The sequence below is a fragment of the Paenibacillus sp. FSL E2-0178 genome, from assembly GCF_038593005.1.
Taxonomy (GTDB): Bacteria; Bacillota; Bacilli; order Paenibacillales; family Paenibacillaceae; genus Paenibacillus_AQ; species Paenibacillus_AQ phytohabitans.
The window spans coordinates 5,143,321-5,155,711 of record NZ_CP151953.1; the positions used below are offsets into that span (position 1 = coordinate 5,143,321).

Here is a 12,391-nt window from a genome sequence, read left to right on the forward strand (position 1 = left end):
TAAAATACAGCTAAAGTTATATTTCAGGGATCGCCTATAATCTCTATGCACTCTTCCATTTATCTACTATTCGTATATTGATTTTTAACTTGAGATTAACACTGCAAATGACGATGATAATAAAACCGGTGAAGAGGTCAACTATGGATCAAATGGGAATCCACTATAATATTTGGATTGTTTTACTATCTTTTGCGCTTGCTGCAACTGCGGCATACTCTGCGCTTAATCTGATTTCGCAGGTTTCCCATTCCACTGGCCGGGTCAGGCGTCTTTGGCTGCTCTCTGGTGCCTGCGTGCTGGGAAGCGGAATCTGGGCCATGCATTTTGTAGGCATTATGGCCAGCCATCTCCCTTTCAAGGTCAGCTACCATCCGGGTACAGCCGTTCTGTCCCTGCTCGTCAGTATGTTGTCCTGTTATGCGGCACTCCAGATAGCGACGGCTTCCCGCCAGAGAATGTGGCGGTTTCTTATTGGGGGTGTAATACTGGGCGGCGGCATCTCAATCATGCATTATATCGGAATGTCCTCCATGGAGATGGAGGCAAAGGTTCATTACGAAATTAAGGACCAGGCCTTGTCCGTTCTGATTGCTCTGCTGGCCTCCTACATCGGAGTATTTATGTTTCGCAAATTCAAGGATTATAGAGGCTTTAGCCGCTGGAAGCTGTATTCAGCGCTGTTCATCGCCCTTGCGGTTACCGGAATGCATTATACCAGTCTGACAACAAGCCATCTGCAGTATGACAACTGGCTGGGCACGAAACCTGTACTCATGGAGGCAGATGTTATTCTGCTGACAGGCATTTCGCTGGTTACCCTGTTTATGCTGGCACTCTCCGGCGGAGCTGTTTTTCTGGACAGGCATGTGCTGGAGCGTATGGCGTACCATGATCCGCTTACTGAACTGCCGAACCGGCATGGACTGGAGCGTTATTTCAAGGATGATTTCTTCGGAGGGATCTCGGGAGCCGTGTTCTTCGTCGACCTGGACCGCTTCAAATCCATTAATGATACGCTCGGACATGATATCGGCGACCTGCTGCTGCGGGAAGTATCCGAACGGCTGACCCGTTGTGTAGGCGGGAAGGGCAAGGTCTTCCGGCTGGGCGGCGATGAATTCCTAATTGCCCTGCCTGATTGTACGATTGGAGCAGCGGAGGAAGAAGCGCAGCATATTCTGCAGGAGCTTAAGAAGTCTTATAGCATTGAAGGCAATGAACTGTATGTAACGGCCAGCGTAGGGATCAGCATGACTCCCGCCCATGGAACGGACCGTTCGGCGCTAATGAAGGCTGCAGATACAGCGCTGTATACCTCCAAGGACTCGGGCAAGAACAAGTTCAGTGTGTTCGATCTGGAAATGAACCGTCATCAGGTACGGCGGATGTCGCTGGAGAAGGATCTGCGCAAGGCGCTGGCCCGCTCGGAGTTCATGGTTGTCTACCAGCCCAAGTGGGATTCATTCATGAATGTTACCGTAGGTCTTGAAGCGCTGCTGCGCTGGAGACATCCGGAGCACGGAATTATCTCTCCGGCTGAATTCATTCCGATTGCCGAGGAGACGGGTCTGATTGTGCCGATTACCTACTGGATGCTGCATGATGTATGCGGACAGAACATGCTCTGGCATAAGGCGAAGGTGGCGAATGTAGCGGTTTCGATCAACATGTCGGCCCGGATGTTTGAGAACGGCAGTCTGTACGATGTGGTGGAAGAAGCGCTGTCGCGTGCTGGCCTGGAGCCGCATTTCCTTGAGCTTGAGATTACAGAGTCCATTGCGATGAACAACATGGAAGAAACGGTTGCCCAGCTCTCCAAGCTGCGGAATCTCGGAGTAAGAGTCTCGCTGGATGATTTCGGGACAGGCTTCTCTTCGCTGGGGAATCTGGATGAGATCCCGGTCAATACACTGAAGATTGATCAGGTATTCATCCGTAAGAGCAAGATGCACTCCAAGAAAGCTATTATCAGTAATATCATTGCCATAGCCAGCAATCTCAATATGGAGGTTGTTGCCGAAGGCGTGGAGACTACAGAGCAGATTGAATTGCTGCAATCCCTGGGCTGCAGAGTGATGCAGGGCTTCTACTACGGCCGGCCGATGCCGGTCAATGAACTGGGCCAATGGTTCATAGAGAATACGGCATAATGCATGCAGATTCATTCGAAATAAAAGGCTGTCCCGGCCGTGGATCATTCCACGTTCGGGACAGCCTTTTTTTGAAAGAGGAGAATTTATATGCCGTGGGTCACCGGATAGTACCTGCGCAATTCGCGAAACCAGGCCCCGCTTTATGAGGCTATTTTAAAGTTCTCGACCAATACCTGCAGCTTCTCGGCGAGGGAGGAGAGGAATGCTGCGGAAGATTCTACTTCCTCCATGGCGGCAAGCTGTTCCTGCGAAGAGGCCGATAAGGTCTCTGCACCTTCAGCTGTCTGATTAGAGACGGCTACAATCTTCTGAATTGCAGTTACAAGTCCATCGGAGATCAGCGCCAGCTCACGGACGGTTGCCGAGATCTGCTGGCTCTGCGAAGACATATCGGAGACGGAGGTCTCGATCTCTGAGAAGGAATGTCCGGCAGCGATGATCATCTCTTTGCCTTGGTGCATCTCTTCCGTGGAACGTTTCATGGTATCTCCGGCTTTGTCCATCTGATTCACAATCAGACTGACCAGTTCACCGATCTGGCCGGCAGACCTCGCCGAACGTTCAGCCAGCTTGCGGACAGAGCCTGCCACAACGGCGAATCCCCGGCCCTCTTCCCCGGCACGCGCCGCTTCAATGGCTGCATTCAGGGATAACAGATTCGTTTCTTCGGCAATACTGGCAATCGTACCGACAATATTCTCGATCTCCTTGGAATGGCTGCCAAGCGTTTGAATAATGCCGGAAAGATCGGAGATGCTTCCGCTCACAATCCCCATCTGGGAAGTGGTCAAATCCATAGATTCCCGGCCTGTCCGGGCTTTCTGGGCGTTAACGGCGGCATTGTTCATTGCGCTATCCGCATTGTCGGCAATTTCGGTAATGAAATGCGACATTTCCTGTACGGCTTTGTAGCTGCCTTCGAGATTCTGCAATTGCGTATGTGCACCGTCTGCCAATTCGAGGGTAACATTGACGCTGTGTTCCCCGGCGCGGTTGGTCTCCTGCGCGCTGGCAGAGAGCTCCTGGGAGGAGGAGGCGACCAGCATCGAGGTATCATTAACCTGTGTAATCAGATTGCGCAGATTCAGGGTCATGTCATTGAAATCGCTCGACAGCTTCCCGATCTCATCTCTGCTCTTGAAGAGTAGAGGTTCCCGGCTAAGATCACCTTTGGCTACAGTGTTTACGGAAGCGGACAGTTTGGTGAGCGGGTTCACCATGCGGCGAATCATCAGATATGCGGCAATTATGGCCACAATCAGAATCGAGCTCCCGATAATGAAGGGCTGAGTAATAATTTCCATTGTCCGTGTCTGAATCAGCGGGCCGTCAAAGTTAATAGCCATCAAAGCAATGATTGGTTTGGTAGGGTCATGGTCCTGATAAATGGGGCCGTAGCCGGTTTTAAGCGAGGTTCCTTGATATGTATATACTTTGGAGTATGCGGAATGCTTCATGGTGGTAATCATTTCTTTATCTTCATCGGAGAAATAGAAGGGGTCTCCTGCTTTATAACCTCGTTCTTTGAACCGGGCGTCAGCGGCTAGCACTTTGCCGTCGAGCGAGAGGATGAACGCTTCTTTAAAAATAGGTTTATGTTCATTAATCCAGCCTATGCGGTCTTCAATGGCGCTTAACTTGCTCGTATCGCCTGCAGCCAGAGCAGCTATATCGGCGGGATCAATAAGGCCGGTAGTTATATTGGCACAGCCTACCAGTTCAATTCCTGCGGCTTCATCGATTTGCTTGTAAGCAGCATTATAGCCGAAGAAGCCAATGGATGATCCGACCAGAAGCAGTACAATCAGCATCATCCAAGTTAATTTTGTTGCCAATTTCATAAAAATGATCACCAGCCCTGACTCTAAGTATATTAAGTGAGTTCTTATCACTGCTACGATTATAGCGCATCGCTGCTGCCAAGGCATTAGCCAGAATAAAGTATTTTTGTGTCGGAGAATGATGATTTATGTAAACGAAAAACATTGAATCTATAGCCAAGATAATGGTACGCTTGGAATAAGACAGACGGACTGGGAGCTGAAGGGATGACGCAAGATATCAATCCGTTAATCGAACGTGTGGGCATATCCATGTGGAAGGTGCAGCGCAAAATTATGTCGCAGATGTCTCTGCATAAGGAAATAGGGTTAACGGTTCCGCAATTCGGACTGTTGCATATGATCGCTCAGGAGAAACAGGCACGGGTTATTCATCTGGCCGATAAAATGGAGGTGAAATCCAGTGCGGTCACGGTAATGCTGGACCGTCTGGAGCTGCTGGAGCTGATTGCGCGCGTTCCCGATGAGAACGACCGCCGGGCGGTAATCGTGACGATTACGGCTAAGGGACAAGGGGTTCTGGAAGAAGCGCAGCGCCGGTCGATGCTGCTGCTGGAGGAGCACTTATCCATACTTGAGCCAGAAGAGCTGGAGAATTTCGCACACTATTATTTGCTGCTTGAGAAGCAGGAACGATAATCCTTGAACAGTGATAGCAGCCATGAAGTATATAAAATAAGCCAGCCCCCAAAGTTTCGGGAGGCTGGCTTATTTCTGTATGTTCTACGATAGGCTCAGAACTATTCTTCAGCCGGTTCTTTGTCCGGCAGCTGTGTAACATAGCTGTCCGATAACTGGCGCAGCCGTAAGGCACGGGTGTATTCATCCTCTGTACCGGCAGGCGTATGGCCGCCACTCGCAAGCAGATATTGTGTATTATCCTCAAAGCTGTTGCCGGGAATGAGCAGCCCGGAGCTGGCGATAAACGAGCCGGTAGGCAGGTAATACCGCTGAGGCAGCAGATTGTAAGACTGGCTGAGCAAATCCTGGCCGAAATGAATATTGTTATCCATCGATACGCCCAGCAGGCTGGCAGCAGTAGGCATAATATCCACTTCTCCGCCCACCTGCTCAAGTGTCTGCGGCGCCAATCCCTCGCCGTGCACGAGCAGCGGAATATTCAGCATATTTGCATAGGCGTAATCATAACCGTAGATTTCCTTCATCAATTCCTTGTCGTCATGATCAAGCGAGTAGATGGGCAGTCCCATGTGGTCTCCGTAGACCATGATCAGGCTGTTATCCCATATTCCGTCCGCCTTCAGCTCATCGACGAATTGTCCGAAGGCATAGTCGGCATAGTTCTGCGACCGGATATAATCTCCGACGAAAGTGCCTTCATAACGTTCAGGCAGCTTCATTTTATACTTTTCTGCAGGGATGGTGAACGGATGGTGGGCAGACATTGAAATTACCTGTGCATAGAACGGCTGTCCTTCATCGCTCATTTCTTTCAGCTTCTCTGAAGTTTTGCGGTAGAGCACTTCATCGGAAGCGCCGAAGAAGAAGGTATCCTCGTCCCCGAAGAATTTGTGATCGTAATAATGATCCCAGCCCAGTGAGCTGTACAGCTCGCCGCGGTTCCAGAATTCCACATCATTGGTATGGAAGGTGGCTGACTGGTACCCGCTGGCCTGCAGCAGACGCGGCAGACTTGGCACTTCCTTATCCACATAAGACATTGTAGCTGCGCCTTGCGGTGGAATGTAGAAGGACGAATTGACTACGAATTCTGCGTCTGAAGTGTTGCCCTGGCCGACCATCTGATAGAAGTTGTTGAAATACAGGCTGTCCTCCATCAGGCGGTTCAGGTTAGGTGTGATTTCCTGGCCGTCCACCTTCAGACCGAGCAGGAAGTTCTGGAAGGATTCCAGCTGAATAATAATCAGATTCTTGCCCTTGGCAGCCCCGGCATACGGGGATACCGCAGAAGGATCGATGCCTTTGAGCTGATTAATGGTATCCTGTGTAATCTCGCTGGCATTCACAAGCTCTGGTTTATCTTGAGCAAAGATAGTATATGCTTCATAATTAAGGATACCCATTTCCTGGGCCTTCTTAATTTCATTCATGCTTGCTTTGTTGGGAAGAATATTGAACAGGCAGAGTCCGAGTGAAACTGCGAACAGGACGACATGCAGCATTCTTCCGTTGTGGCGGTTAATTTTATCCTTCTTGTAGTTGCGTCCGTTCTTGTTAATGAAGAAGTAGAAGCCAAGGACGATAATGTCGGTGAAGATCAGCAGATAATAAGGGTCCATGAGTGAGAATACGCTGTTGCGCACCGCAGTGACCTGGTTCACCTGCTCTGCCGCATGGTAAGTGACAATAACCCCGTAATATTTGAAGTACATAATAGCGGCAAAAAAGATGGCGGTAACCAGCAGATTAACCGTCATGTAATATCCGAGTTTCCGTTTGGAGGCAAAACGCTCAATCAGGAAGAAAAGTGCCCAGACAAAAGGGATCTCCGTCAGTACCGATTTCCAGAACTGCAGGTCTTCAAAAATGACACCCCAGGCTAAAAGGCTTTTAAGGACGAAAATAATCGAGAAGAACACAAATGGCTTGAGCAACCATCGTTTGATCGTTACGGATGACACAGCTTCGCCTTCTTTCTTAAGAATAAACATGTTTCCCGGCTGGGAGGAAACAGCAGCATGAGGACAAAAGAATTCCATTATCAATAAAGCCTATTATGCAGCGCCAGGCAAGGAATGTCAAAAATCAGAAACCGCCGTATACCCTTTGGGGAAAGCGTAAAATCAATCCTGAATGAATCCAAGGTCCGGTAACGCCCTCAGGCAGGTTTATACACGTGATAAAGGACGAAAATGACGTCTGAGCCAAAAGAACAAACCGGGAATTAATGGAGGTGATGCATGATGAGCTATGCAGAAATCGCTTTATCCGTGAGGGCACTGGTCGAGTATGCCTTCAGCAGCGGCAGTCTGGAGCCGGGATTCCGCAGCGGTGCGGCTATGGTGGAGGGTACGCGCAGCCATCAGCTGATTCAGAAGCAATATAAGGAAGCGGACCGCAAAGAGGTGTATTTAAAAACGGAGATTCCGCATGGGGATCTGCTGTTCATCATCGACGGGCGCTGCGACGGCCTGCTTGCAGCCGGGGACGGCAGCCTGACTGTGGAGGAGATCAAATCCATTGCCGGAACGCCGGATTCTGCCTTGGAAGGACGTGAGGTACACTGGGCGCAGGCTTTCATGTATGCCTATATCCTCACGCAGGATCTGGATCTCCCGGCAATACAGGTTAAGTTAACCTATGTGCAGCGGGGAAGTGAGGAGCAGTACAGCCTATACCGGGAAATGACCCGCGAAGAGCTGACAGCCTTTGCTGAAGAGACGGTAGCCAAGTATGCGCCGTATGCTGAAATGATGGTCCGCTACCAGGCGAAGAAGGGAGAGAGCATCCATAGCTTGTCGTTTCCTTTCTCGGGTTACCGGCCAGGCCAGCGTCATTTCGCTGCTGCAGTCTACACTTCGATTGCAGAGGGGGCCAAGCTCTTCGCGCAGGCACCCACAGGCATCGGCAAAACGATGTCTACCCTGTTCCCGGCAATCAAAGCCCTAGGAGAGGGCAAGGTGTCCGGCATCTTCTATCTGACCGCCAAGACGGTTACACGGATTGCGGCACAGGAGGCGGTGATGATGCTGAACAGCCGGGGGCTGCATCTGCATGTGATTACGCTTACGGCCAAGGAGAAGGCGTGTTTCCGTGAGGATGGAAGCTGCGGCGCGGATTCCTGCCCCTTTGCCGAAGGATACTATGACCGGATCAATGCCGCCATGCTCGATATGCTGGAGCACGAAACGCTGATGACGCGCGAGACGATTGCCGCTTATGCCCGGAAGCATGAGGTCTGCCCGTTCGAATTCTCCCTGGATGCCGCCTACGCCAGCGACATTGTCATCTGCGATTATAATTATATCTATGACCCCCGGATCAGCCTGAAGCGGATGTCCGAGGAGCGGAAGAAAAAAACGGTGCTGCTCGTGGATGAAGCACATAATCTGGTGGACCGGGGGCGGGAGATGTACTCCGCCTCGCTTACCAAGGCGCCGTTCCTGGCACTTCAGCGGCAATACAAAACGGTGAATCCGCGGCTAAGCAGTGCCGCGAAGGCCGTAAATGCCTTCTTCATTGCGCTGCGGAAGAGCTGCGGGGACAAGGGGGCGGGAGAATGGACGGCGTATCCCGGGGAGCTGCCGGAGCTGCTTGAGCTGTTCGCTTCCGAAGCCGAGCTGGAGCTGCTGCATTCTTCCTCGCTGATTACTCCGGCGGAGGAGGGGGAAGCCGGCAGCCTGCTGGATACGTTCTATGCGGTGCAGGGAATGCTGCGTACGTTCAAGACCTATGATGAGCGCTACATTACCTACGCGGAAGTGCGCAGCGGTGATGTGTACCTGAAGCTGTTCAATCTCGATCCGTCGCATTTGCTGCAGCAGATGGCCAAGAGCTTCCGCAGCCAGATCCTGTTCTCGGCGACACTCTCGCCGCTCTCCTACTACAGGGATATGATCGGCGCAGATGAGGAGGACTACAGCCTGAGCCTGTCCTCTCCTTTTCATAAAGAGCAGTGGCAGGTATCTGTGCTTCCGGTATCCACCCGCTACCATGACCGGGACGCCTCCTTACAGCCGCTTAGCGATGCACTGAAAGGGATGGTCTCAAGGAAAGGCAATTACCTGGTCTTCTTCCCCTCTTATCTCTATTTGAAGAATGTATATGAAGTGTTCACTGAGAAATACCCGGAAGTCGCTACCCTGCTGCAGGGCAGCGGGATGAGCGAGACGGAGCGGGAGAACTTCCTCGCGGCGTTCCGCCCGGACAATCCGGATACCCTGCTCGGCTTTGCCGTGCTGGGCGGCATTTTCTCCGAAGGGGTGGATTTGCCGGGCGACCGGCTGAATGGTGTAATGGTGGTCGGGGTCGGCCTGCCGCAGGTGGGGCTGGAGCGCAATCTGCTGCGAGGCTACTTTCAGGCACAGGGGAAGAACGGGTTCGATTACGCCTATGTCTACCCTGGCATGTGCAAGGTGCAGCAGGCAGGGGGCCGGCTGATCCGCAGCGAGAACGACAGCGGCATTATTGTGCTGGCGGATGACCGTTTTCTCCAGAATTCTTACCGGCAGCTGCTCCCCGAGGAGTGGCGGGACTACTTTGTCATGGCATAAGCGGGTATAATCGAATGAAAAGGCATTCATCAGACAACAGGAGGTAAGGACATGACGCTAAATATCGGAATAGTCGGAACAGGGTGGTTCTCCAAGGTGCATGCGGATTTGCTGGCAGGGATGGAGGATGTATCACTGAAGGCAGTCTGCGGCAGCAGCAAGCCAAAGGGTGAGGAAATGGCCCGCCCTTACGGAGCCGAGGGATATGGGGATATTATCGAGATGCTGGATGCCCACAAGCTGGATGCCGTCTACATCTGTGTACCTCCACAGTCCCACGGGGCGATTGAACGGGCGCTGATCCGAAGAGATATCCCCTTCTTTGTCGAGAAGCCGCTGGGCTCAAGCACGGCCATTCCGGCCAGCCTGCTGCAGGATATTAAGGAGCATCAGCTGCTGACCTCCGTCGGCTATCATTTCCGGTATCAGGAGAATATCCAGCGGCTGAAGCAATCGCTAAGTTCGGACAAGGTAGGGATGATCGTCGGAGAATGGATGGGCGGGATGCCGGGCGTGGCCTGGTGGCGCAACCAGGAGCAGTCCGGCGGACAATTCACGGAGCAGACGACGCATATCGTTGACCTGCTGCGTTATCTGGCCGGTGAGGTAACCGAAGTCTATGGGATGTTCGGCAACCGGATTATGCACGAGAAGCATCAAGGGGTGACCGTGTCTGATGTGGGTACAGTGTCCCTGAAGCTGGAGAGCGGCATCATTGCCAGCATCTCCAACACCTGCGTGCTGCCTGGAGAAGTGGGTAAAGCGGGCATCAGCTTCTATAATGATAACGGAATGCTCGACTGGAACCCGGAACGTCTGCTGGAAGTCCGCAGCGGGGACAGCAAGGAATTCAAGAATACAGGTAATCCTTACGCGGTGGAGAGCGAAGCGTTCCTGCATGCTGTACGGACCGGAGACCGTTCCCGCATTCTCAGCGATTATGAGGACGGATATAAGACCTTGAAGGTGACCTGCGCAGCTTATGACTCCGCACAGAGCGGAGTGCCGGTGAAGCTGTAGGCTTGTACGGTTACTATGTAGAAAAAAGACCGGCAGCATGGCTTTCGCCGTTTGCTGCCGGTCTATGGCCCAAGCCGGGACGGCCTAGTGGAGGAAAACAGCGATTAGTGCCGGCGCAAGCCCGATAGAGAACAGCGCCGTCAGAATCATCGCGATACTGGAGATGGTGCCGGTCAGCGAACTCAGCTCGAAGGCTTTGGACGTGCCTGTACCATGCGCTGCGGTTCCCAGCGATACCCCGCGCGCAATTTCATTGTCAATGCGGAAAAGGCGGAGCACGGACGGTCCCATCATCGTTCCCATTACACCGGTCAGAATGACGAAGACCGCTGTAATGCTGGGAACGCCGCCGATGCTTTGCGAGATGCTCATGGCGATCGGTGTGGTCACCGAGCGAGGCACCAGACTGGTTGCCAGATCACCGCTAAGATGCAGCCATTTGGCCAGCAGCATGGATGAGATCACGGCAATAACCGTTCCTGACAGCACGCCTGCCGCAATTTCGGCGGCGTGCTTTTTGAGTACCTTGAAATTTTTATGGAGTGGGATCGCAAAGGCGATAGTCGCCGGTTGAAGCAGGTCCGATAGCCATTTGCCTCCCGCATTGTAAGATTCATAGGAGCTGCCCGTCATCAGCAGGAAGGCGATGATCAGCAGCGGTGTAATAATCAGCGGTGAAGTGTACATTTTGCCGCTGGAGGCATAGATGCGTTTGGCCAGAAGGTAGACAGCGATGGTGAGTCCAAGAAATAATAATCCGGTTATCATGAGCTTCTACGCTCCTTTATTCTATAAATAGCACCCGTGAGTACCCCGGAGCCGGCCATTACAGCAAACGTACCTACGAGCACAACCGCCAGCACCTGCAGACCGTCTGCCTCGAGCAGCTTCGAGTATTTCATAACACCTATAGCGGAAGGGATGAAGAACAGCAGCAGCTCGGCAAGCAGCCACGAGGCGCCAACCTCTACCCAGTTCAGCCGGATCACACCGGACTCCAGCAGCAGAAATAAGAGAATCATCCCGATAATGCTTCCGGGAAGCGGAATATGCAGTAGTGAGGTTAATGTATTCACCAGCAGGGAGAAGACGGTAAGTCCGGCTACCTGCAGTAAGCCTAAGGCGATCTTTTTCATAGCGATTACTTCCTTTCGTCTTACTGAAAGTTTACATCCTTTTCTTTCATAGGTACAATGAATAGATTGAATATCTCACATTCCTTTTATCTATACATGGAGGTTACCGGTATGGACATCAGACAGCTGGAGTATTTCGTGCAGGCGGCCAGGCTGAACAGCTTCTCCAGAGCGGCGGAATCGCTGTATATTACCCAGCCCACAATCAGCAAGATGATCCGCAATCTGGAGATTGAACTGGGGGCGGATCTATTTTACCGGGAGGGCAAAAGCATCCGTCTGACCGATGCCGGCGAGCTTCTGCTGGTTAAGGCGCAGAATATTGTAGAGTCCTTCACGAGCCTCTCCTCGGAGCTGGACAGTCTGCGCAATCTGAAGCAGGGGCATATCCGCATTGGGCTGCCTCCTATGGTAGGAGCCAGTTTCTTCCCTGCTGTCATCGGGGAATTTCACCGCCGTTACCCGGAGGTGACGATAAGGCTGCATGAAGACGGCGCCAAAAAGGTAGAGGATGATGTGGAGTCCGGCCTGCTTGATATCGGGGCGATTGTCCTGCCTGTCAACAGAGCCAAGTTTCACTGCTTCACCTTTGTGGAGGAGAAGCTGCAATTGCTGGTTCCCGCAGGACACCGTCTGGACGGGGCGCAGAATGTGCCGCTGAAAGAGCTGGCAGAAGAGGAATTCGTGCTGTTCCGGGAGGACTTCGCCCTGCATGACCGGATTATTTCGGAATGTGTCAAAGCAGGCTTCCAGCCTAAGGTGGTCTATGAGAGCTCGCAGTGGGATCTGATCAGCCGGATGGTAGCTGCCGGAATGGGCATTGCGCTGCTGCCGGAGACCATATGCCGGGATATGGACCGTTCACGGATCGCTGTCATCCCCCTGACCGAGCCTGTGATACCCTGGCAGCTGGGGATGATCTGGCGCCGAGACCGTTATCTGTCCTTCGCAGCGCGGGAGTGGATTGCCTTTGCGATGAAAGTGCTCGGGGAACTGTAAACGACATTTTTTTCTTTTTTTTCAAAATATGTTTTTTGGCATCA

Annotated in this window: 9 protein-coding genes; 5 read left to right on the forward strand and 4 right to left on the reverse strand. The window is 52.2% G+C overall.

Annotated features, from left to right (window positions below; translation table 11 throughout):
* Positions 1-143 precede the first annotated feature (143 nt).
* Positions 144-2,153, forward strand: a complete 2,010-nt coding sequence (locus tag MHI42_RS22390) for an EAL domain-containing protein (RefSeq protein ID WP_171720729.1) — start codon at positions 144-146, stop codon at positions 2,151-2,153.
* A 143-nt stretch (positions 2,154-2,296) separates the two neighbouring features.
* Here MHI42_RS22390 and MHI42_RS22395 read toward each other — a convergent pair whose 3' ends face one another.
* Positions 2,297-3,997, reverse strand: a complete 1,701-nt coding sequence (locus MHI42_RS22395) for a methyl-accepting chemotaxis protein (RefSeq protein WP_171720728.1) — start codon at positions 3,995-3,997, stop codon at positions 2,297-2,299.
* 207 nt (positions 3,998-4,204) lie between these two features.
* Here MHI42_RS22395 and MHI42_RS22400 point away from each other — a divergent pair, with 207 nt between their 5' ends.
* Complete coding sequence (locus MHI42_RS22400; protein ID WP_171720727.1) at positions 4,205-4,636, forward strand: MarR family transcriptional regulator; 432 nt, start codon at positions 4,205-4,207, stop codon at positions 4,634-4,636.
* A gap of 101 nt (positions 4,637-4,737) precedes the next feature.
* Here MHI42_RS22400 and MHI42_RS22405 read toward each other — a convergent pair whose 3' ends face one another.
* A complete protein-coding gene (locus tag MHI42_RS22405; protein ID WP_342420705.1) occupies positions 4,738-6,630 on the reverse strand; it encodes an LTA synthase family protein in 1,893 nt (630 codons plus the stop codon).
* A gap of 252 nt (positions 6,631-6,882) precedes the next feature.
* Here MHI42_RS22405 and MHI42_RS22410 point away from each other — a divergent pair, with 252 nt between their 5' ends.
* Positions 6,883-9,192, forward strand: a complete 2,310-nt coding sequence (locus MHI42_RS22410) for an ATP-dependent DNA helicase (RefSeq protein WP_342424787.1) — start codon at positions 6,883-6,885, stop codon at positions 9,190-9,192.
* Positions 9,193-9,243: 51 nt separating this feature from the next.
* Positions 9,244-10,212 (forward strand): Gfo/Idh/MocA family oxidoreductase, encoded by a 969-nt coding sequence (locus tag MHI42_RS22415; RefSeq protein WP_342420706.1) that lies wholly within the window; start codon positions 9,244-9,246, stop codon positions 10,210-10,212.
* A gap of 84 nt (positions 10,213-10,296) precedes the next feature.
* Here MHI42_RS22415 and MHI42_RS22420 read toward each other — a convergent pair whose 3' ends face one another.
* Together MHI42_RS22420 and MHI42_RS22425 are read right to left on the reverse strand one after the other, a co-directional pair.
* Complete coding sequence (locus MHI42_RS22420; RefSeq protein ID WP_342420707.1) at positions 10,297-10,980, reverse strand: CidB/LrgB family autolysis modulator; 684 nt, start codon at positions 10,978-10,980, stop codon at positions 10,297-10,299.
* The gene (locus tag MHI42_RS22425; protein WP_171720723.1) at positions 10,977-11,348 is read right to left on the reverse strand and encodes a CidA/LrgA family protein; all 372 of its coding nucleotides are present in this window, start codon (positions 11,346-11,348) and stop codon (positions 10,977-10,979) included. Before MHI42_RS22425 ends, MHI42_RS22420 begins: the two co-directional genes overlap by 4 nt.
* A 111-nt stretch (positions 11,349-11,459) precedes the next feature.
* Here MHI42_RS22425 and MHI42_RS22430 point away from each other — a divergent pair, with 111 nt between their 5' ends.
* Positions 11,460-12,347, forward strand: a complete 888-nt coding sequence (locus tag MHI42_RS22430) for a LysR family transcriptional regulator (protein WP_039305541.1) — start codon at positions 11,460-11,462, stop codon at positions 12,345-12,347.
* Positions 12,348-12,391: the final 44 nt, after the last annotated feature.

What these genes read in the sequence shown, in the direction of transcription:
- MHI42_RS22390 (WP_171720729.1), top strand. Translation starts at nt 144, where the DNA reads ATGGATCAAATGGGAATCCACTATAATATTTGGATTGTTTTACTATCT.
- MHI42_RS22395 (WP_171720728.1), bottom strand. Translation starts at nt 3,997, where the DNA reads ATGAAATTGGCAACAAAATTAACTTGGATGATGCTGATTGTACTGCTT.
- MHI42_RS22400 (WP_171720727.1), top strand. Translation starts at nt 4,205, where the DNA reads ATGACGCAAGATATCAATCCGTTAATCGAACGTGTGGGCATATCCATG.
- MHI42_RS22405 (WP_342420705.1), bottom strand. Translation starts at nt 6,630, where the DNA reads ATGTTTATTCTTAAGAAAGAAGGCGAAGCTGTGTCATCCGTAACGATC.
- MHI42_RS22410 (WP_342424787.1), top strand. Translation starts at nt 6,883, where the DNA reads ATGAGCTATGCAGAAATCGCTTTATCCGTGAGGGCACTGGTCGAGTAT.
- MHI42_RS22415 (WP_342420706.1), top strand. Translation starts at nt 9,244, where the DNA reads ATGACGCTAAATATCGGAATAGTCGGAACAGGGTGGTTCTCCAAGGTG.
- MHI42_RS22420 (WP_342420707.1), bottom strand. Translation starts at nt 10,980, where the DNA reads ATGATAACCGGATTATTATTTCTTGGACTCACCATCGCTGTCTACCTT.
- MHI42_RS22425 (WP_171720723.1), bottom strand. Translation starts at nt 11,348, where the DNA reads ATGAAAAAGATCGCCTTAGGCTTACTGCAGGTAGCCGGACTTACCGTC.
- MHI42_RS22430 (WP_039305541.1), top strand. Translation starts at nt 11,460, where the DNA reads ATGGACATCAGACAGCTGGAGTATTTCGTGCAGGCGGCCAGGCTGAAC.